This is a genomic window from Ruminococcus sp. AF37-20 (genome assembly GCF_003460465.1).
GTDB lineage: Bacteria > Bacillota > Clostridia > Oscillospirales > Ruminococcaceae > Hominimerdicola > Hominimerdicola aceti.
Window position 1 is genome coordinate 21,024 of record NZ_QTVE01000018.1, and the last position, 22,975, is coordinate 43,998.

Here is a 22,975-nt window from a genome sequence, read left to right on the forward strand (position 1 = left end):
TAAGCCAATGAATAAAGAAATGGGCGGCAAGCCTAAAATGTCAGGCGACCAGATGAAAGTCCTCGGCAGAGTAATGAAATATATGCTCAAAAACTATAAATTCTCATTTATAATAGTTGTGGCGTGCATACTTATTCAGGCTGTCACCACACTTGCGGGAATGATGTTCATGCAGTCACTTGTTGATGACTACATCACACCGATGCTAAAGACCTCCAGCCATGATTTTTCACCACTTGCAAAAGCTCTCGGCGGTCTTGCTGTAGTATACGTTGTGGGCATTGCGGCTTCATACGCATACAACAGGATAATGGTAAACATCGGTCAGGGTACGCTGAGAAACATAAGAGATGATCTGTTTCTCAACATGGAAACACTTCCTATCAAGTATTTTGACACACACCCGCATGGCGACATCATGTCAGTATACACAAATGACGTTGATACCCTCAGACAGTTTATCAGCCAGAGCATACCTCAGCTTATAAACTCTCTTGCAACACTTATATCCACCCTCGTTTCCATGATAATCCTCAACATTCCTCTTACCATACTCTCTATTGCAATGGCATTTGTAATGGTAAAGGTGACCAACGATCTCGCTTCAAAGTCAGGAGCGCACTTTGCGGCTCAGCAGCGTGACCTTGGCGCAGTTGACGGCTTTATCGAAGAAATGCTTGACGGTCAGAAAGTGGTAAAAGTGTTCTGTCACGAAGATAAGGCAATAGAAGACTTTGTAAAGATAAATGACAAGCTGAGAGTCAGTGCAAACGAAGCTAACAAGTACGCTAACATCATGATGCCGATAAACGCAAATATCGGAAACCTCAGCTATGTGCTTTGTGCCATTGTGGGAGCAATCCTTGCCATAAACGGCTATGCAGGTCTTACCCTCGGCACTATCGTAACATTTGTATCCCTTAACAAGAACTTCACACAGCCTATCACACAGATAAGCCAGCAAATGGCATTCGTTGTTCAGGCTACCGCAGGCGCAGGCAGAGTGTTTGACCTTCTCGACCAGAAGCCTGAAACAGACAAGGGCTATGTTGAGTTCGTTAATGCAAAATATAACCTGAACGGTGAGCTTGAAGAATGCAAAGAGCGTACAGGCATATGGGCTTGGAAACACCGTCATCAGGCTGACGGCACTGTTGACTACAAGAAAATGGAGGGCGAGGTCGTATTTGACGGTGTTGACTTCGGTTATGATGACAGCAAGATAGTTCTTCATGACGTAAAGCTTTTTGCAAAGCCTGGTCAGAAGATAGCTTTTGTTGGCTCAACAGGCGCAGGAAAGACAACTATCACAAATCTTATCAACCGCTTTTATGACATTCAGGACGGCAAGATACGCTATGACGGAATAAACATTACCAAGATAAAGAAGCCTGCTCTGAGAAAAACTCTCGGCATAGTTTTGCAGGACACACACCTTTTCACAGGCACAGTAATGGAAAACATCCGCTACGGCAACCTTGACGCCACCGACGAGGAATGTATGGCAGCCGCAAGGCTTGCAAACGCAAACGGCTTTATAGAAAGACTTCCTGACGGCTACAACACTGTTCTCACAGGCGACGGCTCGAACCTTTCACAGGGTCAGCGTCAGCTCATAGCCATTGCAAGAGCGGCAGTCGGCGATCCTCCTGTTCTTATCCTTGACGAGGCTACCTCCTCTATCGACACAAGAACAGAGAGTCTTGTACAGGCAGGCATGGACGCTCTCATGCAGGGCAGAACAACATTCGTTATCGCCCACAGACTTTCAACTGTCAGAAACTCAGACTGCATAATGGTACTTGAGCAGGGCAGGATAATCGAGCGTGGCACACATGACGAGCTTATTGCCAAAAAAGGCAAGTATTATCAGCTCTACACAGGAAACTTCGCAGAAGAAACAGCATAAAAGGGGCTATTCCGCCCAAAGAAAAACGCCACGGAGAGAATATCTCCGTGGCGTTTTTGTGCAATAAAAATGCGGCTGACAAAAGCCAACCGCAATAAATCTTATTCTTCTTCCTCTTCGTCCTCATCGAAATCTTCTTCATCGATGCCCATTGGACGAGGCATATCATCTGTCATAGGCTCATCTGCTCTTCTGAAATATGAGTCGAAATCAAAACGTCCCATGCAGATACGCTCCCAGTATGGTTTACCCGGCTCAAGCACCATAACATTATGCTCATGAACTTCGATAACATCATAGATCTTGCCGTATGAATCCTTTACCTGATCGCCCTTTACAACATTGGTCATTATATTCACCTTCCTTGTCATATCTTGAATTATACCACATTATAAGAGCCTTGTCAATCGGCTTGAAAAATTTTTTGCCCTAAATACTTACCTTCTTCACAGCCGACCACTTGCCGTACACTTTGGTCTTGCCAATGGTCTTATAATCTCTTGCCTTGACGTAATATGTCTTTTTGCTTTTAAGACCTTTTATTGTGCCTTTGTTCTTTGAGTTTCCGCTGAGCCACAAGGACTTGCTGTTCTTAAAGCCACTGTTGTCAGCATATGACACTTGATAGCCTGAATTTGAGCTGTGCTTTGCAAGAGTGACCGCTATCTTCTTTCCGCTCTTGTCACCCTTGGCAGAAATGCTCTGTCCCTGTGGGTTTATCTTGAAAGTCTTTGTTATCTTACCTGTGTAGCTTCCCTTTCCTGTGACGGTCACCTTAGCAGTTCCTATGCCCTTGTTTGCGGAGTAGCTTACAGTATAGTCCCTGTCCTTTTTGAGGGTGACATTTCCGTCCTTTACAGTGACAGCAGGCTTCAGCGCCTTACCTGTCCACACCTGATCTGACACCTTGACAGACGCCTTCCCGACAGATCTTTTCGTTGCTGATCTTACCTTTATCTCAGGGGAATATCCACCGTATACCCTCTTGCCTGACACAGTTTCATAACAGCGTACTTTGTAATAATAATCTGTGTTCGCCTTGAAAGATCCATCTGTAAACTTTCCTTTTGCAGTCGTCCCCACGGCAGAATATTTTCCCTTTGCGCCTGTTTTCCTGTATATCTCATAGCCGCATTTATTAGTTGATCTGCCGGAAAAGCTGATCTGTATATCCGTGTTATTCACAGAATTCACAGACAATCCTGATACTCTCGGCAGGCTGATAGAAGAATCAGCGCTCTTTGACACTGCCGCAGACTTTGAGCCGTTCACAGCGTTGTCTTTCAGCGAAGCCTTGCTGTGAGAGCTTACGCTTATGCCGCTTTTTCCTGAGCCGCTTATACTGTTTGAATTTACACTCACAGAACTGCTGTAATTTGACACGCAAATGCCGTTCTGCTTGCTGTTTGATATCTTATTTGAGCTTAGAGCCACACTGCCGCAGTGGTCTGTAACAAGCACGCCATGCTTGCCTGCGCCAGAAACAGTGTTTGAGGTCGCCTTGCCCGAAGCGTTCTTGCTGAACACGATACCATGCCCCACGGCATTTTTAACTTTGTTGCCTGAACACTCGCCCTTTGAGCCGTTATAAATAAGAATGCCCGTGTCCCCCGCCTTTGAAATGCTGTTGGACTTTATCACAGCTGAAGAATTTGCAGCCACTGCTATGCCATGCTTTTTCGCTGAATTTACGCTGTTTGAGCTTGCAATATTGTTCTCAGAGCCGTTGTAGATATTTATTCCGTTCATTCCAACGTTCTCTATGGTATTGTTCTCAAGGGTATTCCCTGAGCTGTCAGTAAGGGAAGCACCGTTTCTGGCTGAGCCTGAAATGTAGTTATCTGTTATCTTTATATTGTCGCACTCGTTGAGAGTAAGACCATTTTTATCCTTGTAATTAACACCGTCCTGCTTTGTAACGAGAATATTTGATTCGATACTGCAATTTTCAGCGTCATTAAGTGCGATAGTGGTTCCGTTGCTCTCGATTCGATTTTCGACGATCTTTACTCCTGCCACTCTGAAGTTATAGTCAGGGATAACACCGTTGTCCTTGACCTCATACCCTGTCAGGCGTATGCCGCTTGTAATGCCATATTCGTCATCACCGCTTACAGAGATAGTGTTAGATGAAATAACAGAGTTTGCGTCGTCATCAAAGCCGTCAACTGCTTCCTCCATAGACTTCACCACAGGGGGATTGAAATTGTTGTTAGGCAGGCTGGACATTGCCTTGAACTCTATACCGCTTGCGCAGTTTGTGATAGTGTTATTTGTTATGGTACAATTTTTATAATTGTACATTATCATTGCCATATCGTCGAGATTCTCAAAAACATTGTCTTCGATAAGGATATCTGTGTAATAGATACCAAGAGTGGCGGAATGAGAACCAAGACCTCTGCAAATGCCTGAGAAAAGATTATTCTTTATGACCACATTTTCGCATGATGTATCATCAAAAGGCGCATAGCCGGCAAAAACTCTGCTGTTGTTCATGCAATCAAGCTGAATGGCTTCTTTTTTCCTGTAGCCTGTATATCCTGTAAAAGTACAGCCCTCTATGGTGACGTCAGCCGCACCGCCTATCTCCATATGATGACCGTTCTCGTTATTTTTGACGTGCATATCTTTCAGAAGAATATTTCTGCAATGTGCAAATCTGATATTTGAAAAATCTGCGGTATTTGGCCACTGGTCTGTGTTTCCGTTCCAAAGCCCACCCTCGACGATAACATTTTTAACGCCGTCATAGCCGCCGATACCATTATTATCGCACCTGAGCATAGGTCCATAGGAAATGCACCTTTTTATCTCAACGCCCTCTTCACAGTATATCCAAGTATCGCTGTATACCACAAGTGCAGAAGAAATAAGATACGTTCCCTTTGGTATCACGACCTTTGTGAAAATGCCCTGCCCTGAATTTTCCTGTGCAGCGTCAAGTGCCTGCTGTATCTGCTTTTCGGTCATGGCGTTTCCTGTGTTGTCTGCACCGAAGTCATTAACCACGTTATAAGTGACGATTTCCATGCCGTCTGTATCAAAATACGCACCTGTCACAGCCGTATCTGCCGCTTCTGCCACCGATGTTATAGCTGTAGAGAAGCCCTCGGGGATCACTGTGATAACGAGCAAGAGCGTTGTCAAAAGTGCCGCTATCCGTCTGAAAACGTTTTTTTCACTGATAATTCTGTAGCCTTTAATGTTCATTCTGCTGTGTTCTCCTTAAAGTTCGGCTATATTTTTCTTGCCGCTGACAATTATTCGTACAAATAGTATTATAAATCATTTATAAGTATCTGTCAACAAACGCTAAACTTTTCGTGAACACTGCACAAATTTGGCTGTGTATTTTTGGCACAAAAAAAGCTCCCCTGACGCATAAACGTCAAGAGAGCCTTTAAATCAAAATATTTTACTGCACTTCCACTTTTTCGCCCATGATAGACCTGATAGCGTGGACACGGCACACCTCTGCACACTTTCCGCAGTTTGTACACTTGTCATAGTCGATAACAGCGTGGTTGTTCTGCACTGTAACGGCACCTGACGGACAGTTTTTCTCACACAGCTTACAGCCTATACAGCCGTTAGGACAAACAGATCTTGTCACTCTGCCCACATCTCTTGATGAACAGCAGATATCCACAGCCTGAGAGATCCTTCTCACTGCGATAAGACCGTTAGGACAGGCTTTTGCGCAAAGCCCACAGCCCATGCACTTTGCTTTGTCGATAACGGCAATGCCGTCAACGATAGATATTGCCCCCTGAGAGCAGACCTTGATACAATCACCGTAGCCCAAACAGCCGCTTGTGCAAAGCTTGCTTCCGTCATAAAACCTGTTGCACGCCGCACAGCTCTGAATGCCGTCAAAATCGTATTTATGCGGTGTATGAGAGCAATCTCCCGAACAGCGCACGAAAGCCACCTGTGGCTCTGTTACAGTCACTTCAACGCCCATTATCTCGGCTATCTTCTTTGCAGCAGCCTCGCCTCCCGGACGGCAAAGGTTACATTCCGCACCTTTGTTCACGATAGCGTCGGCATAGTCTGCACAGCCTGAAAAGCCGCAAGCACCGCAGTTTGCCTGCGGAAGTGCTTCTGCGATAGCGTCAACACGCTCATCCACCTCAACGGCAAAAACTTTTGAAGCCACCGTCAGCAGAACGCCTGCCAATATGCCCAAAGCGGCAAATATAGCCAAAGGGATCAAATATTCCATATCATTCTCCTCTTTCAGAATTTCAGTTTTTGTTGTGTTTCATTATATTATTATCCATAAAATCAAGGGTCATCTTAATGCGGTTTTTGATATTAACGTCCGCTGTTCCCGAATCGTGATCGACCGCCGTTATGATGCTGTCTGGGTAGAGCTTTTTTATACGCTTTATTATGCCTCTTGCACAGGTGTGGCTCACAAGGCAGCCAAACGGCAACAGCATCACAACACCTTTGCAGCCGTTCTTCAACGCTGAACACATTTCTGCACCGATAAGCCAGCCGTCCCCCATTGTTTCGCCAAGGCAGCCAAAGTTTTCACCGTAGCTTTTCAAGGATCTATAGTCTTCCATAGGCTCGAAACCGTTTTGTACAAGTGCAGAATTCATTTTACACCAAAGCGTTTTCATATAGGCAATAAGGACTTTTGCTCCCACACCTGCCAAGGTTTTTCTTCCGTAAATGTTATCATCATTTGTAAAGGAATCGGCAAGGTACATTATGTATGGAACAAAGCCGCTCATATATATCTGACAACCGAGATCACGGAGGTATTTCTCCGTTTCGCCGTTGCCGAGAGCACAGAATTTTATGTAAAGCTCCCCTGTTACGGCGACCTTTTTGACCGATCTGCTTTTATCACAATTTATTGTAGCAAAGCTTTCGCATATCTTGCGGAATATGACGCACATTGAGATCGGATCGGCTGCTTTGCCATGTTCAAAGAGCCGTGACAGCCTGCTGTTCCATAGGCGGACTTTATCAAGCGTTTCACCCTTTTTTAGTTCATAGGGTGAAAGCTCATTATAAAGATACAAAAGCAAGTCACTGTAATAGATTGCTGCACAAGCCGTCAGCACCATTTTAGGCGTTATGGAAAATCCGCTGTGTTTCTCAACGCCGCTGACATTAAGTGACACCACAGGAACATTTTGCAGACCGGCTTTCAAAAGAGCTTTTCGCAGCAGCATAATGTAATTGCACGCTCTGCACCCTCCTCCTGTTTGAGGCAGCAGCAGGGCTATTTTTGCGGTGTCATATTTGCCGCTTTTCAATGCACATATGAACTGTCCTATTATGAGGTTGCAGGGAAAGCAGACATCATTATTTGAATATTCCCAGCCTGCGTTTATCATTTGTGACCGACTGTATTCGTTCACCCCGATAACGTCGCACTTATATCCGCCGCTAAGAAATGCATATTTAAGCAGCGGAAAGTGGAAGTCAAGCATTGATGGTATCAATATAGTGTGGGTCTTTTTCATCGGCTTTGTAAATTCAACCCTTGATCGTTTCATATCGATAAATTATTATCAGATTATTCCCGAAAAGCCCATAAAGCTTAGCGAAACGATAGACGCCGCAATGAGCGTTGCAGGCACGCCCTTGAAAGTTTCAGGAAAATCGCAGCTTTCTATCCTTGCTCTTACTCCGCTGAAAAGCAAGAGAGCAAGAGTAAATGCAAGTCCTGTTCCAAGTGCGTTTGTAAGGGACTGAAGAAAATTATAGCCGTTGTCTATGTTTCCGATAGTAACACCGAGAACTGCACAGTTGGTTGTGATAAGAGGCAGATAAACGCCCAGTGCCTTATAGAGAGGCGGCATCATCTTTTTCATGACTATCTCAACAAGCTGAACGAACATTGCTATAACAAGTATGAATGCCACTGTTTTTAGATACTCTATGCCGAAATGCTCAAGAAGTCTGTATACAGGATATGTGATAGCTGTTGCGCATATCATAACGAATATTACCGCTGCGCCCATTCCCACAGATGATTTCATCTGCTTTGATACGCCAAGGAAAGGACATATTCCCATGAACTGAGAAAGCACAACGTTATTTACGAACACGCAGCCGATAAGTATAAGTATGTAGCTCATTTTTATGCCTCCTCACTCTCTGTTCTGCACTGACCCTTGCACAAAGCCGCATTTGGACAGCCTGAGCAGGATATCTCCTTTGGCGGCTTCTTGTTCGCTATCTTGTTCACAAGTGCGATAAGACAGCCAAGCACGAAAAATCCGCCTGCCGGCATGATGAACACTGTCATAGGATCGTCGCACAGGAAAGGTATCTTGAAGCCGAACCATGAGCCTGTGCCAAGAATCTCTCTTATAGATCCCATTGTGAAAAGTGAAAGTGTAAATCCAAGACCCATTCCAAGTCCGTCAAGTATGGACGGGAATATCTTGTTCTTGCTGGCAAAAGCCTCCGCTCTGCCGAGGATAATGCAGTTTACCGTGATAAGTGACAGGAATACGCCTAATGCACTGTAAAGCTCAGGTATATAGCCTTTCATAAGAAACTCGATAAGAGTAACGAAGCCTGCGATTATTACGATAAAGCAAGGCAGTCTTACAGCCTTTGGTATAACGTTTTTCAAAAGGGATATAACAAAATTTGAGCAGACAAGCACGAACGTTGTGGCAAGTCCCATTCCGATACCGTTTTTCGCCATTGTTGTGACCGCAAGCGTCGGACACATACCAAGAAGCGTAACAAGCGTCGGGTTTTGCTTTATGATACCCTTTGTAAATTCATACAGATTAGAATTTTTCTCAGCCATTGAGTATCTCCTCCTTATGCTCGTCAAAAAGCTTCACAGCCTTTTTGCACGCAGATTTCATTCCCTTTGAAGAATAGGTGGCAGCGGTAACATTGTCGATAGAATTTTCATCAGTGTCAACACCAAAGCCCTTTAGCTTTGAAAGAAAGCTATCGTCCTGCACCTTTGTGCCAAGACCCGGAGTTTCGCCTATAGAGAGAAATTCTATCCCCTCGATAGTTCCCTCGCTGTTTATACCAATAAGCAGATGAAGTCCGCCCTTTGAATAGCCGTCCTCAGTTATCTCGATAACGCATCTTCCGTTATCTTTATCTGTGATAATGGAGTTCACGCCCTCTGTATCAAATGTGACAGGGGTCTTGCTGTCACCCTCGCCGTCAAGCATTATCTCATAATCGCCCTTGCCGAATATCTCCTCACAGCCCTTTTTCATATCATCTGTAAGAACACCTGTATTGTCAACATATGTGGCATTATAGGCAAGCACCAAAAGTCCGCTGACAACTATACATATTATAGTCAGCACCAATGGAGGCATTATTTTATCTTTCATTCAGACTTCGCCTCCTTCTTCTTTGTTACAGCCCCTAAAGGCTTTGTTTTTGTTATCATGTCGATATATGGTGTAAGTATATTCATAAGCAGTATTGAGAATGAAACACCCTCAGGATAAGAGCCGAAGAAGCGTATCACACAAGTGATGATACCGCAGCCTATGCCGAATATCACCTTTCCTGTTTTTGTAACAGGAGTTGTAACATAGTCAGTTGCCATGAAGAATGCACCGAGCATTACGCCGCCTGCAAGTATCTGATAGATGCCGTCCTCGCCGCAAAGATATGAGAACACGAAAACTGTGCCTATAAATGCAAGAGGGGTATGTACAGAGATTATCTTCATCATTATAAGGTATATGCCGCCAATGAGCAAAGCCGCCGCAGACACCTCGCCAAGACAGCCGCCTACTTTTCCAAGGAAAAGATCGAGATAATCGGCAGGGGCGGAATGTGCCACCGCAAGAGGTGTTGCACCTGTTACGATACTGTCAGGGTCATAGAAAGGCACTACCCAATGGGTCATGTTGCCTGTGAATGCAAGCATAAGAACTATTCTTCCCACGATAGCAGGGTTGGCAAAATTCTGTCCCAGTCCGCCAAAAAGCTGCTTTACGATTACGATAGCAACGAATGTGCCGATAGCAGCCTGCCAATAAGGCATTGTCACAGGGAGATTGAACGCTAAAAGCATACCGGTCACAAGTGCCGAAACGTCCTTTGTGGAATCTGGTCTTTTCATTATAAGATTGCAAAGCCTTTCCCATATAAGTGCCGTTATCATGCAGAAGCCAGTGAGCATTAGCGCACGTCCGCCGAAAACATAGGCAGACATTGCAAGTGCAGGGCAAAGAGCAATGAGCACATGGGTCATCACCTTAGAGGTAGAAATATTATCCCTTATCTGAGGTGAAGGGCTGACAAGCATTTTTTCCATATTTTCTTACCTCCTTATGTTCTTATGAAAGCTTTTGCAAGCTGATTTTTCTCTGCAAGATCTCTCTTTGCAGGACAGACGTATGAACACGAGCCGCAGTTCATGCAAAGACCCACCTTGAGCTTCATAAGAGCTTCTTTGTCACGCCTGTCATAAGCCTTTTCAAGCTCTGTAGGCATAAGATTCAGCGGACAAGCAGAGATACATCTTCCGCACTTTATGCAGTTTGTCTGTGTACACCTGTCCTCGATACCCTTTTTCTTATCAGCCTTTTCACCAAATGCAAGAATGGCGTTTGTGGTCTTTGTCACAGGGGTGTCAAGCTCATAAAGGCACATTCCCATCATAGGACCGCCAAAAAGGGCTTTTCTAACCTTTTCTTTATCGCAGTCACCGAATTTCAGTATATCCTCCGCAGAAGTTCCTATAGGTACTTTCACATTGCATGGAGTAGATACCACGTCACCGTCAACAGTTATACGCTTTGATATGAGCGGCATACCGGTTTTGGAATACTCGCCGATAAAGCCTGCTGTGGTGACGTTCATTACAATAACGCCCTGATCTGACGGAAGCTGACCCTCGCCAACTACACGTCCCGTGGCGTTGAATATTATCACCTTTTCTGCACCCTGAGGATAGCATGACTTCAGCACCTTTACTTCGATACTTTCATCATCAGCCGACTTTTCACGCATAAGCTTTATAGCCTGTGGCTTGTTGTCCTCGATACCGATAACGACCTTTTTAAGCCCCAGCATATCACGCACGAGCTTTATTCCGCACATAACATCGTCAGCGTTCTCCATCATCTCACGGTAGTCGCTTGTTATGTAAGGCTCACACTCAGCGGCGTTTATAACAAGAGTATCGACCTTGTATTTGTTCTCGTCAAAGTTGAGCTTTATGTGCGTCGGGAAGCCTGCGCCGCCCATTCCGCAGCAGCCTGACTGCCTTACGGCTTCGCAAAGGCTCGCCTTGTCTGTTATAACAGGCGGCTTTACGTCAGGTGATACCTCCTGCTCTCCGTCGGTGTCGATCTCCACCATTTTGCACACCTTTCCGCCTGCTGTGAGCAGTTCGGATATCGCCGCCACTGTGCCTGACACAGACGAGTGAACAGGGCATGACATAAAAGCGCTGCTCTCGCCTATGACCTGTCCCACAAGCACTCTGTCACCCTTGGCAACTGTCGGCTCACAAGGTGCTCCCATGTGCTGCGACATGGATATCTTCACTCTTGCAGGCAGCGGCATGGCGATAGTTTCGCTGTTTTCCGTCCCCTTTTTGTGGGAAAGAAAAATGCTGTTGAGTTTCATAAATTTCCCCCTTATCATACTTTATGACTATTCAAACCTGAATTTATCATCACTTATACTTATCCTGCTCTTTATACTGTCAGAGCAGTAAACTACGCCATTCTCATCGATGGCGATAACTTCTATATCTTCATCACCGAGCCACCTGTCAAGCTCACCGCTTCCTCCAATAAAAATACAGGTAGACAGAAAGTCCGTTTCAATGCCGCTCTGCCCTATCACAGTGACTGAAACAAGGTCTGTTTCGCATGGATAGCCTGTTGTCAGGTCAAAAATATGGCTCCACTTTTTGCCCTGTGCTTCAAAATAGCGCTCATATCCCCCGGAAGTGGAAACAAATCCGCCGCCGCTTGTGAAGCTAAGGCAGGTGTTATCGTTATCAAAAGGGTCTGTGACCGCAACCTTGAAATCTGTTTTATCCGGCTTCTGCCCGTAAAGAAGCGTTGACGAGCCAAAGCTCACCACCGCACAATCGGCTTTTTCACTATCCAAAAGCTTTTTCACTTCGTCAAGGGCAAAGCCCTTTCCGTCACAGCCCACGTCTATCTGTGTGCCGTTTTCAAGGACACATTCGCTCCCCGAAAGCTTTATATTCTCATATCCCACAGCGGAAAGAGCAGTCTGTATCTCACTTTGCTCAGGCACTCTCGGCTCTTCATCGGTAACGTTCCAAAGTTCCGTCACTGCCCCTGCGGAAATATCCGCTCCGCCGTATTTTTTTGTAAGCTCTATGCTCTTTTCTATAAGCTGTGCAGTTTCCTCAGAAAGCTCAAGCCTGCCGCTCTCATTGAGCCGTGATAACTCCGAGCCTTCCTCATAAGGCGAATAAAGCTTTTCCAAAGCCTTTATCCGCTCTTTCACCTGCTCTGCCTCTCCTCCGTAAACAGCCGCTGTGCAGGGACAATCCATGGCAAAAAATGTCGCTTCATCTGGCTTCTTATCTAAGTGCATCATCACCGCTCCGCACACCATAAGAGCCGCCGCACACGCTACCGATACAAACAGCCGCCTTTCAGGCTTTTTCATTTTTATACCTCACTTGAAATTAGTTGAAAAGTGTGTTATAATATCCGAAGTATGATAACATCGGTATCAAAATTCTTATGTGCAAGCGAGCAAAATGTGTTCGCACTCTTTGATAAACGCCCTCAGTTCAGGATTTTTCCCCACTGAAACCTCGAGCCTGTTCACCTTTTTTCCTGCCATACCAAGGATCCTGTCAAGGTCTTTAGGCTGAGCGGAAAGATATTTTACACAGCGTTCCATGGTTTCCTCAGTGTCAAGCTCAAAAAGCTTTTGGGAGTTGTGAGGATTTTCAGAGTAAAGCTTTCTCAAAAGCATATAGGTGCATATTTTCACAGCCATGTCCGTCTGAGTTTCAAGACCCTTTATGCCGCTGTCTTTTATAAGCTCCCTCAGCAGCTCGCTTCCCTCGTCCGGACAGCCTAACGCAGAGTTTTTTTCTCTGACCTTGACTAAACCGAACACATCTTCATAGGAAGCGCCGTAAAGCTTTATAAGAGCAATGATGATATTGACGTTCTGCTTTTTGCCGTGTTCAACGGCTGATATGCAAGACTGGCTGGTGCCGACTGCTCTGGCCGCTCGGCTTTGTGTATAGCCGCTTTCTATCCTCGCGGCGGTAAGCTTCTCACCTATCCTGAGAGTCAGCTCATCTTTGCTGTCATTGCTCATGTAATATCTCCCATATATAAAATCATATTGGTTTTTCAACCATTATTCTATTATACTATAAAATTATGTATTTGTAAATATAAAATCTATAAAATGACGTATTTAAGTGAAAAAAATTTGTGCAGGTTTTAAAGCACTTATCATAAAAGAAAAAGAAAGCAGGTATTTTAAATATGAAAGGCTACAGAATAGCATTTATCCGTCACGGAATGACGCAGGCAAATCTTGACGGACGTTATATCGGCACTACCGACTTGCCGCTGTGCAGAGAGGGTGCTGACCAGCTTTATGAAAAGATAGAAAAGTATGATTACCCTTCGGTGCAGAAGGTCTACACCTCGCCTTTAAAAAGGTGCAAACAGACTATATCTATACTCCAGCCTAACAGGCTTGTGGCTGAGATGCCCGAGCTTCGTGAAATGGACTTCGGCAAGTTTGAGAACAAGACCGCTGATGAGCTTATGAACGACCCTGATTATGAGCAGTTCATAAAAGGAGGACTTGACAATCCTCCGCCGAACGGCGAATCAACAAGAGATGTCATAAACCGCTGTTATGAGGCTCTGAACATCATCATTTCCGATATGATGTACGAGGGTCTTACAAATGTTGCGGTCTGCACCCACGGAGGTCTTATAATGAATATGCTGGCAGGCTTCGGCGTGCCGAAAAGGAAGCCTATGGACTACGCCTGCGATTTCGGCGAGGGCTTTGAAGTCATGGTGACAGCTTCCATGTGGCAGCGTTCAAACGCTTTCGAGGTAATAGGAACATATCCGCCAAAATATGAGGAAATGCCTGATTACACTGTTGAGGATTATTATACCGACTAAGAGGATAAGTAAACATTAAAAACAGAAACGAGGGGGGAAAAGGCTTGACAAACAAAGAGATAAAACTATCGGCAAGAAAAAATATAAGCCAGAACATGGGAAACTGCGTATCGCTCACGGCATTTTTGTTTGCGGTGTTTGTATTTCTTGGTCTGTGCGAGCTTGCCCTTTTTATGCTTTTCAAACGCATCGGCTGGGAGTACTTTTTCTCGTGGCAGGGAATAAAAGATCATGTTTCCGTAAGGCTATTCTGGTTTCTTGACCTCATTGTCATTATACCTTTTGCAGCTTTTGAAATGTGGACTGTCCGCAGATTTTTTGTTGATATTGCAAGAGCAGACAGCTATGTGGGTTCGAGGCAGTATATAAACTCACATTCTTATGTATATTATTCCCACACCATGTTTTCTTCCATTATAATTAATTCGCTGAAATTATTTTCCGCAGTACCTTTCGCTATCTCAACCTACAGCGTGTATTATTGGGGCTGGGTATGCAAGCTCAGCGAGCTTACCTCCGCAGGTCTTCTTTGTTTCATGTTCTCACTTGGTCTGTCTGTTGTGTTTTTCGGACTTATGGTGCATTACTGGATATCCCTTGCCCTTGCGCCATATATAATGACTCTAAACCCACGCACAAACATTTTTGACGCCTGCGATCTTTCTGTAAGGCTCATGGACGGTCAGCATGGCAGATATATCTCGTTCCTGCTGAGCTTTGTTATGTATATCCCCGCACTTCTTTTAGTATATCCTGTTTTTATCATCTATCCATATTTCAGACTAAGCTATATAGTGTTTTTGCAGGATATAATGGGAAGCTACTGGCAGGACAAAATGCCGTCAATGATAAAGCGCTGGAGGAAATACAGCAAATGACTGTGACAATAACAAAAGAAGAAAATGAAAAAGCCCTTGAATGTGTACTGCGTTCAAGGGGCTTTTCAAAAAGGCTCATAACAAGGCTCAAACGCACTGAAAACGGCATGACAAGAAAGGGCGTCCTTATCCGCACTGTTGACCTTGTATATGAAAATGACATCATCATGATAAACGAGGGTGACGGTGAAGCTCTTGACCCTAATCCTGACCTGAAAGCTGATATCCTCTATGAGGACAGCGAGGTGGTGGTGTTCTCAAAGCCGCCTTTTATGCCCTGCCACCCGTCAATAAAGCATCGTGACGATACGCTGGGAAATCTTTTTGCCGCACTTTATCCAAGCCTCGCTTTTAGACCTGTCAACCGCCTTGACCGCAACACGAGTGGCTGTGTGCTTGTGGCAAAAAGTCAGCGAAGCGCCGCAATGCTCCAAAAAAGCTTTGAAAAGACCTATGTTGGAATAATAAAAGACCTGCCCCACTGCGGCGGGCGTATCTGTGCGCCTATCGCAAGGGAGCAGGAAACTATAATAAAACGCTGTGTGAGGGCTGACGGACAATATTCCGCAACGGATTATCTTGTACGCAAAAGGCTGGGAGATCTTTCTCTTGTGGACTTCTTTCTTGAAACCGGCAGAACGCACCAAATAAGAGTACACTCGGCTTTTATGGGCTATCCTCTCCTGGGTGATGACCTTTATGGCGAGGCAAGCCCTCTTATAAGCCGTCAGGCTCTCCACTGCGAGAAAATGACTTTTCAAAGCCCCGAAAACGGCAGGATAGTGACTGTTACCGCACCGCTTCCCGAGGATATGCTCTGTCTTATGACACCCGACAGGTGATATCCGTTTCAAGCTCCACCGAGCCTAGCACTTCATCAAGGCGGTCGGCATACTTCAGATAGCTTTGCGGATATTTGTGACGGAAAAGCCGCCACACATCAAAAATATCCGTCCTGTTCTCATACAGGGCTTTGTTCCACACCCCTGTGATGTTTTCTTCAAGACGCTGTTGCACAAGTGCCGCCACCTCGTTTGAGCTTTTCTCGTCACGGATATCAAGCGAAGTGTGCGCAAGAACAGTGAGCTTCAATCTGCATACGAGCCTGCCGTTCTCGTTATCAAGCTTCAGGCTGTGGCTGTCAGAGGTTATCCTAACGTCCATGGGGCTTCCATTATATTCGATAATATCAGAATACTGCTCTGCCTTTCCCGTGAGCCACAGACAGCCTGATGCGTCAGCGTGGGAAAGATAGCTCTCAAGCACCGTACCTTTTCGTATAAGGGCGGTCTTTTTTATTTCCAAAAGCGGCTCCTGCTGTTCCGCTGACTTTTCCTCATGGCTCTCCGCAAAATCTCCCAGCGGTTGTTTGATAGAGATAACCGGCATTGCGATATACTGCGGTGATCTTATGCAGGAAAGCAGATCGATAAGGCGGCACTCCACCGTTATGCCGTTTCTCACACCCATTTTTATGACCTGTGTGAAGTTTTCTGAGGACATCGTTCCCCTTGTTAGCTGAACGTTCATAAGCTCCTCTGCGGTATTTTCCGCCAGGCAAAGCTCCACTCCAAGAAAAACATTTTTGTCCTTTATAGCAAAAGAGAACAGTTCCTCCGGAGAGGAAAGATCTATATTTTTATTAAAGCATATTATTTGAAGATGGCCAAAAAAGATCTCCCTGCCTATCTGATACTGACAGCCCTCAATGGCGTCTCGGATACTCCTGCCTTTGCAATTGACAGTCTGTATATTGGACTGGCTCACATCAAGAGGAGTGTCAGAACCCATACTCTGGGTCTTAAAGACCTGCAATGACACATTGTATTCCCCGTTTTCATAGTCAACGCCCATGGCGTGGCAAAGAACACGCTCCTCGATATCCACCTGCCTGCCGAAAGAAGAAAACAACAGCGTCACTGCTGCGATAAAAAGCACAACAGCCACCTGTATCTTACGCTTTTTCATCAGATCTCGCCCCCTTTTTCACAAATATCAGGCATAGAAGCGGTATTACGCCTCCGAGAAATATGAGTGGGATAGGGCTGAGCCCTGCGTATGCGATGCTCTCCCACTTGTGAGGCAAAAGCCAAAAGAGCGTTGCCACCGCAGGAATCGCCGCTGTTATTATCACGCCCGATCCAGAACCGAGCTTAGGAAAAACATATCTCAGGCATCTGCCTGAACAATGGAAATATACTCCCAGCTTATATACCGAGAGCATTACCCACACGCCCATAACAGCGGCGTCATAGCGTTCTATTATGGCAGTGCGTGAAAATGCCGCAAGTGCGAAGAATGGCAGTTTTGCAAGAAGAGTGTAATCTCCAAGTATCATTGTGATAAAGCCTAAGACTATTTCAACAAGGGCAAGCCTTGTGAACAGAAAATACATAGACGTTTTTGCTGCATTGCCCTTTATTGAGGGTAAAAGAAAAACTATCACTGCAAGATAAGAGCTTCTTGCAAGCTCGCTGACAGCAGAATGAAAAATGCCTTTTCCAACGTTTCTTTCCGCAAGGTGAAAATCAACGAATGTGAAATCTTCAAGAGAGCTTATAACAAGGATAGATGTCACAAAGAGAAAAAGTACAAAAAGCACTGTTCCCGTTTTTCCTATGACCCCAAGACCTGACATTGCAACATATATCCCGCAGGCGGCAACGCTGAGAACTATCATGAGCCGTGGTATATAATCAGAAAAATAATAATCCATAAAATAAGTGAAGGTGCCGATAACATAAAATGACACTGTAAGAAAATATGCAAGATACATTGTACAAACTCCCCTGCCTGCCCACTTTGAACGGCTCACCACAAGGGTGCATGGGTCATCATTAGGAAAGCGCTTGTGGAAAGCCGCCATACCGCATATTATAACTATCTGAAAAACTGTAGACAGCACTGTTCCAAGCATAAGCTCCAAAGCGTTTGCGGTGCTTTCAGGGAGAAATGTCATCATTGAAAAGGCTCTTGTGCAGATAAGCATTGCAAAAAACTGCGATGGCGTAAGCTTTTTCATTGGCTTCCCCCCTTTTCGTCAAGCTTGTATTCTTTAATGGTGCTGTGAGTTTTCTCATATGACCGAAAGCTCCGCCTTGAAATAACGTCCTTTATACCCTTTGAGAAAAATGGCGTAACAGGAGCGGTGTAAGATACTGCAAGGTCGTCCATGGAGTTTATATTTATCATCAAAAGCACAGTGCAAAGTGCAATGCCATAAAGCCCCGAGCCGCCGCCCACCAGGATATACACTAGCCTTAATATAGCCGTCTGCTGATAAAGGCTCGGTATAACGAACGATGATGTTGTGGTTATCCCCACCACTATAAGCAGAGGGGCGGACACAAGTCCGCTTTTTACGGCAGCGTCGCCTATGATAAGACCGCCCACTATAGAAACAGTGCTTCCCACAGGCTTTGGAAGCCGCAAGCCCGCTTCTTTCATTATCTCAAATAGAAGCATTAGCACAAGCACCTCCACTGTCAACGGATAAGGCGTTGACTCCTCTGAAACTGCAAGATTCAGAAGAAGCTTCAATGTGAAGACCTCAGGGTGAAAGCTCGCCAGTGCAACATACAGACCCGGAAAAGCCACCGCTAGAAAGAACGCAATATATTTCAGCCACCGCATAAATGTGACGTAAAAAGGCTTTTCCGCAAAATCGTCCATGGTCTGAAAATTTTCCGCAAAAAGCGATGGGCAGATAAGCACAAATGGCGTGCCGTCCACAAAAACACATATCCTGCCCTGATTTAACCTTGTGCATATCATATCAGGTCTTTCGGAATAAGCCATTTGTGAAAACACTGACGAACCGAAGCCTTCGTCGATAAAAGGTTCGATATATCCGCTTGTGAGAACAGTGTCGAGCTTTATGCCTTTGAGCTGTTTTCTCAGCCTGTCCACAGCGTCTGAGCTTGCCCGGTCGCTCATGTAGACCATGCACACGTCGGTGGAAGAACGCTTTCCTATCTGCATCATCTCAAACCGCAGCGACGGTGTTTTCATTCGTCGGCGCACAAGAGAAATATTAGTTCTTATTGTTTCCGTAAAAGAATCCTGTGCGCACATTATAGTCTGCTCGCTTGCAGGCTCAGAAACCGACCGCTTGTCGTAACCTTGGATACCGTAAACAACAGCCTTTGAAAGCCCCTCCACAAATATGACCGCAAAGCCCGAAAACAAAAACTGTATGACGTCACCATAATTAAAGACCGTTTTTCTCTCGGCGGCAAGCAGGCTTTCTTTTGTTAGAAAGTCGAATACCTGCTCTGCATTGCCCTTTGACTTTTGTGCAGAAAGCTCCATTATAGGTCTGAAAATAAGCTCTGACATTGCGCTCGTTGAGATCATTCCCTCTATGGATACCAACGCACAGCTTACGGAGCATATCTTCACATTCATTATGTTAAGATCCATTGAATTGCCTGTTATGGTGCGAAGGGAAGTCATGGCGGCGTCAATGGTCTTATCTATCTCAGCGTTTTTGTAGTTTCTGAAATCAGGTGTGTTCATTTTGTTTCTCCTACATAAAAATTCTTATCGTCTTTATTATCTGCGGCTGTTATCAGAATATTCTGCATTAAAGCTGCAAAAAATAGCTTTGACCATATTGGAGGAAAACAAAATGCTGATAGTTTTTTTCAGAGCCGTGATACTTTATATACTCATTGTCATAAGCATACGCCTTATGGGCAAAAGGCAGATAGGCGAATTACAGCCCTCGGAGCTTGTTATAACGCTTCTGCTTTCAAACATCGCCACCCTGCCTATCGAGGATATGACTATACCGATGTCAATGGGCATAGTGCCTATATTCACGCTGGTGTGCCTTGACGTTATACTCTCTCACTGCTCGCTTAAATTCAGAGGACTTAGAAAGCTCATATGCGGCTCTCCGAAAATAGTCGTGTCCCGTGGGATCATAGATCAAAAACAGCTCAAAGACCTGCGTTTTTCTGCAGACGATCTTTTGGAGTCCCTAAGAAGCATGGGTATATTCGATATAAACGAGGTACAGCTTGCAGTGGTGGAAACAACAGGCAAGATATCGGTCTATCAGAAAGCACAGTTTCGACCTGTGAACAATGGCGGAATGGGCATAAAAGGATCTCAGACCGACCCTCCGCAGCTCGTTGTCGACAACGGAAGGATAATATACTCCGCCCTTGGTCTTATCGGCAAGGACGAAAAGTGGCTCATGAAAAAGCTAGGAGAAAAGGGTATGCCCCTGAAAGATGTTTACATCTGCACCGCCGACCCCTCAGGGCAGATAGTTGTCATAAGAAAAGACAATGGCAAGAAAAAAGTATAAAGGAGCAATCACAATGAAAAGATTGACCGCCTGCATTATTATCCTCACTGTCATAGCCGCCATGTCAGTGTTCTCCGTATTTGCGGTAAAAAAAGAAAACGATAAGTTCATAAGCCTTGTGAACGCCGCTGAAAACAGCTACAGAAATGAGGACAGCGACACAGCCCAACGGCTCGAAGAACTCGAAAAGGCTTGGAATAAATATTATGTAAGAATATCATATATAGCACAATCCTGCACACTTGATGATATCTCCTATGCAGTGGCAAAGCTCCCAGCCCTATTGGAAAAGGGCTCTGAGGAATTTTTGTCAGAGTGCGAGAGCATACGCTCATGGACAGAGAAGATATACCACACTCAGTATCCCCATTTATATTCGGTTTTTTAATGTAGAAAAATTGTGTCTAAAACGTTATCAAAGTGTATGATTTTTTCTTGCGTTATTGTACAAATCTACAAAAATCATACAGAACAAGGCGGTTTCAACGAGTTTTTCTTGACTTTTCTTTCTGCTAATATTATACTTAGAATGTATGAATAGGATAAAAAATTTTATCCTGTTTAGAAAAGAAGTATCAATGGAGGTATGAAATGAACACTATCAAGTTTTGTGCTAAGTGCGGAGCGCCTATAGGTCCGGAAGAAAAATTCTGTGGCGGCTGCGGTGCATCTATCGCCGAAATGGAAGCCGAAGCAGGCATTTCCACACAGCAGGCAGCACCTGCTCAGGCGCCCGTTCAGCAGGCTCAGCCTGTACAGCAGCAGGCTCCTCAGTATGACCAGCAGTATGCACAACCAGCAAACAACTACGCTCAGGCAGCAGCTCCTGCGGCTGCAAAGCCAAATCCTTTTGCTAAGCTTGGCGAATGGGTAAAGGGTCACAAGAAGATAACACTTATCGCCGCTGCGGCTCTTATCGTTGTTATCGTTGCGATCATCATTCTTTGCAACATTCTTAAATATCAGGTGATCGACGCAAAGGATCTTTTCAAGTTTGAATTTAAGGGCATTGACGGCTGTGGCTATGTTGAGGCAGAGCTTAACTGCTATGACAAGAGCTACTATTCAATGGCAGACGCTACAAGCGCTCTCGGCGACCTTGCTGACGAGACAGATCTTGACCTTGGCGACCTTGATGATCTTTCCGACTATGCAAGCTCATCTGACAAGTCATCAAAGGTAAGCAAGTATTTTGCACTTGACAAGAAAACTCTTACAAAAGCATTTAACAAAGCTGATGATTTTACAGAAGCTAAGCAGATGAGAAATGCCCTTCTCAAAACAAATAGCGATGGCGAGTATAAGCTGAAGATCACTTTTGATAAGAAAGCAAACAAGAATCTTAAAAACGGTGACAAGGTAAAATGCACTGTAAAGTACAACGAGGATTCTCTCAAGGACAAGAACATAAAGCTAAAGAACACTGAGTTTGAGGTAACTGTAAAGGATCTTAAAAACGGTGAGGAGATCGACTTCTTCAAGGGCGTTGAGGTCAAGTTCTCAGGCTTTGACGGCAACGGCTCTGCTGACGTTTCATATGACTCAGCATATCCATTTATCTACTATGATTATGACTACAAGTCAGATCTGAAAAACGGCGACAAGTACACTGTTACAGCTAACATAGACGTTTATGGCGCAGAAGAAAGCGGTGACATGACTTGGTTTGAATATGACGACAAGTATTATACATACAAGACAGCCGACGTTAAGGACGGCAAGGTAACAAAGGATTTCACTGTTGAGGGTCTTGAAAAAACTCAGGAGATCGACCCGTTCGAGGGACTTGAATTTGAATGCTCAGGCGGTGTTCCATTTGTAAAGCCTTACTCAGTAAAGAGCGAGTCTATCCCTGCTGCTCTTAAGGACAATGTTTCTTATTCAGTATCATGCGATGATTATATTGGCATCGGCGGCACATTCAAGGTAACTTGCAGCCCTTATTCCTCACTTGCAAGAAATGGTATCACACTTTCCGGCAAAACTGAAACAAACGATTGGGGCGACACTGTTTATGTTAAGGAAATAACAGTTGACGAAACATTCCCTGCATATGTAACAGCTGACAACGGTAAGGCTGCTATGGACAGCTATCAGTCATATATCGACGACAAGATCGAAGATATGAGAAAGGATATAAAGGGTCATTACGCTCCATATCCTGCTGACTTTGACGGTAAGGTAACATCTATCGAGTCTTTTGATTACGTTGACACTTATGTTGCGTTCACAAACAAGAAGAATTATGATTCTTGGGAGAACACAAATGCACTCTACAATCTTTACAAGATAACTGTAAAGACAGATAAGGAGAAAAAGGCAGTTTCATTCTATGCTTCGATCTACTGCTCAAATATCGTTGCAACAGGTGAAACATTTACTGAAGAGCCTTACTTCTCATCATCTTACTACAACAAAGAAGCAGATTTCAAGAAGAAGGTAATTGAAGCCGAGGGTTACACAACAACTAAGGCTGGTGCGGCTTCAAAGCCTGCAACTGACGATTCTTCATCGGCTGCAGCAAACGAAGCAACAACTACGACCACAACAACAGCAAAGACCGATTCTTCTGTAGCAGAAACAACTACATCTGCAAAGGATAAAGCAACAACTACAACTCTCGTTCCATAAGAGTTAAATAGTAAGAAACACGCCGCGGAAATTTTCTGCGGCGTGTGTTTTTATTTCCTGACATGTAGGTTTGTCAATCATATTGGACACTATTATTAAGAAATTCGAT

Annotated in this window: 21 protein-coding genes; 7 read left to right on the forward strand and 14 right to left on the reverse strand. The window is 44.7% G+C overall.

The window, feature by feature from the left end; all coding sequences use genetic code 11:
* Nucleotides 1-7: 7 nt before the first annotated feature.
* A complete protein-coding gene (locus tag DW015_RS10605; protein ID WP_117905626.1) occupies nucleotides 8-1,909 on the forward strand; it encodes an ABC transporter ATP-binding protein in 1,902 nt (633 codons plus the stop codon).
* Between the two features lie 101 nt (nucleotides 1,910-2,010).
* Here the strand turns inward: DW015_RS10605 and DW015_RS10610 are convergent, their stop codons facing one another.
* The 11 genes from DW015_RS10610 to DW015_RS10660 form a co-directional block, all read right to left on the reverse strand.
* On the reverse strand, nucleotides 2,011-2,259 hold the full coding sequence (locus DW015_RS10610) for a hypothetical protein (protein ID WP_022288495.1): 249 nt from the start codon (nucleotides 2,257-2,259) through the stop codon (nucleotides 2,011-2,013).
* A gap of 79 nt (nucleotides 2,260-2,338) precedes the next feature.
* Complete coding sequence (locus DW015_RS10615) at nucleotides 2,339-5,122, reverse strand: right-handed parallel beta-helix repeat-containing protein (protein ID WP_117905613.1); 2,784 nt, start codon at nucleotides 5,120-5,122, stop codon at nucleotides 2,339-2,341.
* Nucleotides 5,123-5,327: 205 nt separating this feature from the next.
* Entirely contained in the window at nucleotides 5,328-6,137 is an 810-nt protein-coding gene (locus DW015_RS10620) for an RnfABCDGE type electron transport complex subunit B (RefSeq protein ID WP_117896861.1), read from the reverse strand.
* Nucleotides 6,138-6,159: 22 nt separating this feature from the next.
* On the reverse strand, nucleotides 6,160-7,431 hold the full coding sequence (locus tag DW015_RS10625; RefSeq protein WP_117905614.1) for a 2-hydroxyacyl-CoA dehydratase: 1,272 nt from the start codon (nucleotides 7,429-7,431) through the stop codon (nucleotides 6,160-6,162).
* 15 nt (nucleotides 7,432-7,446) lie between these two features.
* On the reverse strand, nucleotides 7,447-8,016 hold the full coding sequence (locus DW015_RS10630; RefSeq protein WP_117896859.1) for an RnfABCDGE type electron transport complex subunit A: 570 nt from the start codon (nucleotides 8,014-8,016) through the stop codon (nucleotides 7,447-7,449).
* A gap of 2 nt (nucleotides 8,017-8,018) precedes the next feature.
* A complete protein-coding gene (locus DW015_RS10635) occupies nucleotides 8,019-8,702 on the reverse strand; it encodes an electron transport complex subunit E (RefSeq protein ID WP_022288500.1) in 684 nt (227 codons plus the stop codon).
* Entirely contained in the window at nucleotides 8,695-9,255 is a 561-nt protein-coding gene (locus tag DW015_RS10640; protein ID WP_038670797.1) for an FMN-binding protein, read from the reverse strand. Before DW015_RS10640 ends, DW015_RS10635 begins: the two co-directional genes overlap by 8 nt.
* A complete protein-coding gene (locus DW015_RS10645; RefSeq protein WP_117905615.1) occupies nucleotides 9,252-10,193 on the reverse strand; it encodes an RnfABCDGE type electron transport complex subunit D in 942 nt (313 codons plus the stop codon). Before DW015_RS10645 ends, DW015_RS10640 begins: the two co-directional genes overlap by 4 nt.
* 14 nt (nucleotides 10,194-10,207) lie before the next feature.
* A complete protein-coding gene (rsxC, locus tag DW015_RS10650) occupies nucleotides 10,208-11,512 on the reverse strand; it encodes an electron transport complex subunit RsxC (protein WP_117905616.1) in 1,305 nt (434 codons plus the stop codon).
* A gap of 27 nt (nucleotides 11,513-11,539) precedes the next feature.
* Entirely contained in the window at nucleotides 11,540-12,538 is a 999-nt protein-coding gene (locus DW015_RS10655; protein WP_117905617.1) for an FAD:protein FMN transferase, read from the reverse strand.
* 75 nt (nucleotides 12,539-12,613) lie between these two features.
* On the reverse strand, nucleotides 12,614-13,207 hold the full coding sequence (locus tag DW015_RS10660) for a helix-turn-helix transcriptional regulator (RefSeq protein WP_117905618.1): 594 nt from the start codon (nucleotides 13,205-13,207) through the stop codon (nucleotides 12,614-12,616).
* A gap of 173 nt (nucleotides 13,208-13,380) precedes the next feature.
* Between DW015_RS10660 and DW015_RS10665 the strand changes: the two genes are divergently transcribed.
* From DW015_RS10665 to DW015_RS10675, 3 genes are read left to right on the forward strand one after another with little or no spacing between them, the layout of a single operon-like run.
* Entirely contained in the window at nucleotides 13,381-14,040 is a 660-nt protein-coding gene (locus tag DW015_RS10665) for a histidine phosphatase family protein (protein ID WP_117859120.1), read from the forward strand.
* A gap of 44 nt (nucleotides 14,041-14,084) precedes the next feature.
* Complete coding sequence (locus DW015_RS10670; protein WP_117905619.1) at nucleotides 14,085-14,918, forward strand: hypothetical protein; 834 nt, start codon at nucleotides 14,085-14,087, stop codon at nucleotides 14,916-14,918.
* Complete coding sequence (locus DW015_RS10675) at nucleotides 14,915-15,760, forward strand: RluA family pseudouridine synthase (protein ID WP_022288509.1); 846 nt, start codon at nucleotides 14,915-14,917, stop codon at nucleotides 15,758-15,760. Before DW015_RS10670 ends, DW015_RS10675 begins: the two co-directional genes overlap by 4 nt.
* Here the strand turns inward: DW015_RS10675 and DW015_RS10680 are convergent.
* Genes DW015_RS10680 through DW015_RS10690 form a run of 3 tightly spaced genes read right to left on the reverse strand, consistent with a single transcriptional unit; the run spans nucleotide 15,741 to nucleotide 19,436 of the window.
* Nucleotides 15,741-16,886, reverse strand: a complete 1,146-nt coding sequence (locus DW015_RS10680) for a Ger(x)C family spore germination C-terminal domain-containing protein (RefSeq protein ID WP_117905621.1) — start codon at nucleotides 16,884-16,886, stop codon at nucleotides 15,741-15,743. The genes DW015_RS10675 and DW015_RS10680 overlap by 20 nt on opposite strands.
* Nucleotides 16,873-17,940: a GerAB/ArcD/ProY family transporter gene (locus DW015_RS10685; RefSeq protein ID WP_117905622.1), complete on the reverse strand. Its 1,068-nt coding sequence runs from the start codon at nucleotides 17,938-17,940 to the stop codon at nucleotides 16,873-16,875. The genes DW015_RS10680 and DW015_RS10685 overlap by 14 nt, the downstream gene beginning before the upstream one ends.
* Nucleotides 17,937-19,436 carry a spore germination protein gene (locus DW015_RS10690; RefSeq protein WP_022288513.1) on the reverse strand — a complete coding sequence of 500 codons (1,500 nt, stop codon included), beginning with the start codon at nucleotides 19,434-19,436 and terminating at the stop codon, nucleotides 17,937-17,939. The genes DW015_RS10685 and DW015_RS10690 overlap by 4 nt, the downstream gene beginning before the upstream one ends.
* 112 nt (nucleotides 19,437-19,548) lie before the next feature.
* Between DW015_RS10690 and DW015_RS10695 the strand changes: the two genes are divergently transcribed.
* The 3 genes from DW015_RS10695 to DW015_RS10705 all read left to right on the forward strand — a co-directional run bounded on the left by DW015_RS10695 (nucleotide 19,549) and on the right by DW015_RS10705 (nucleotide 22,866).
* Entirely contained in the window at nucleotides 19,549-20,235 is a 687-nt protein-coding gene (locus tag DW015_RS10695; protein ID WP_117905623.1) for a DUF421 domain-containing protein, read from the forward strand.
* A 13-nt stretch (nucleotides 20,236-20,248) separates the two neighbouring features.
* A complete protein-coding gene (locus DW015_RS10700) occupies nucleotides 20,249-20,623 on the forward strand; it encodes a DUF4363 family protein (RefSeq protein WP_117876272.1) in 375 nt (124 codons plus the stop codon).
* 203 nt (nucleotides 20,624-20,826) lie between these two features.
* Entirely contained in the window at nucleotides 20,827-22,866 is a 2,040-nt protein-coding gene (locus tag DW015_RS10705) for a zinc ribbon domain-containing protein (RefSeq protein ID WP_117905625.1), read from the forward strand.
* Nucleotides 22,867-22,975 lie beyond the last annotated feature (109 nt).

Coding starts and splice junctions, on each gene's coding strand:
- DW015_RS10605 (WP_117905626.1), top strand. CDS start 8: ATGAATAAAGAAATGGGCGGCAAGCCTAAAATGTCAGGCGACCAGATG.
- DW015_RS10610 (WP_022288495.1), bottom strand. CDS start 2,259: ATGACCAATGTTGTAAAGGGCGATCAGGTAAAGGATTCATACGGCAAG.
- DW015_RS10615 (WP_117905613.1), bottom strand. CDS start 5,122: ATGAACATTAAAGGCTACAGAATTATCAGTGAAAAAAACGTTTTCAGA.
- DW015_RS10620 (WP_117896861.1), bottom strand. CDS start 6,137: ATGGAATATTTGATCCCTTTGGCTATATTTGCCGCTTTGGGCATATTG.
- DW015_RS10625 (WP_117905614.1), bottom strand. CDS start 7,431: ATGAAACGATCAAGGGTTGAATTTACAAAGCCGATGAAAAAGACCCAC.
- DW015_RS10630 (WP_117896859.1), bottom strand. CDS start 8,016: ATGAGCTACATACTTATACTTATCGGCTGCGTGTTCGTAAATAACGTT.
- DW015_RS10635 (WP_022288500.1), bottom strand. CDS start 8,702: ATGGCTGAGAAAAATTCTAATCTGTATGAATTTACAAAGGGTATCATA.
- DW015_RS10640 (WP_038670797.1), bottom strand. CDS start 9,255: ATGAAAGATAAAATAATGCCTCCATTGGTGCTGACTATAATATGTATA.
- DW015_RS10645 (WP_117905615.1), bottom strand. CDS start 10,193: ATGGAAAAAATGCTTGTCAGCCCTTCACCTCAGATAAGGGATAATATT.
- rsxC (WP_117905616.1), bottom strand. CDS start 11,512: ATGAAACTCAACAGCATTTTTCTTTCCCACAAAAAGGGGACGGAAAAC.
- DW015_RS10655 (WP_117905617.1), bottom strand. CDS start 12,538: ATGAAAAAGCCTGAAAGGCGGCTGTTTGTATCGGTAGCGTGTGCGGCG.
- DW015_RS10660 (WP_117905618.1), bottom strand. CDS start 13,207: ATGAGCAATGACAGCAAAGATGAGCTGACTCTCAGGATAGGTGAGAAG.
- DW015_RS10665 (WP_117859120.1), top strand. CDS start 13,381: ATGAAAGGCTACAGAATAGCATTTATCCGTCACGGAATGACGCAGGCA.
- DW015_RS10675 (WP_022288509.1), top strand. CDS start 14,915: ATGACTGTGACAATAACAAAAGAAGAAAATGAAAAAGCCCTTGAATGT.
- DW015_RS10680 (WP_117905621.1), bottom strand. CDS start 16,886: ATGAAAAAGCGTAAGATACAGGTGGCTGTTGTGCTTTTTATCGCAGCA.
- DW015_RS10685 (WP_117905622.1), bottom strand. CDS start 17,940: ATGAAAAAGCTTACGCCATCGCAGTTTTTTGCAATGCTTATCTGCACA.
- DW015_RS10690 (WP_022288513.1), bottom strand. CDS start 19,436: ATGAACACACCTGATTTCAGAAACTACAAAAACGCTGAGATAGATAAG.
- DW015_RS10695 (WP_117905623.1), top strand. CDS start 19,549: ATGCTGATAGTTTTTTTCAGAGCCGTGATACTTTATATACTCATTGTC.
- DW015_RS10700 (WP_117876272.1), top strand. CDS start 20,249: ATGAAAAGATTGACCGCCTGCATTATTATCCTCACTGTCATAGCCGCC.
- DW015_RS10705 (WP_117905625.1), top strand. CDS start 20,827: ATGAACACTATCAAGTTTTGTGCTAAGTGCGGAGCGCCTATAGGTCCG.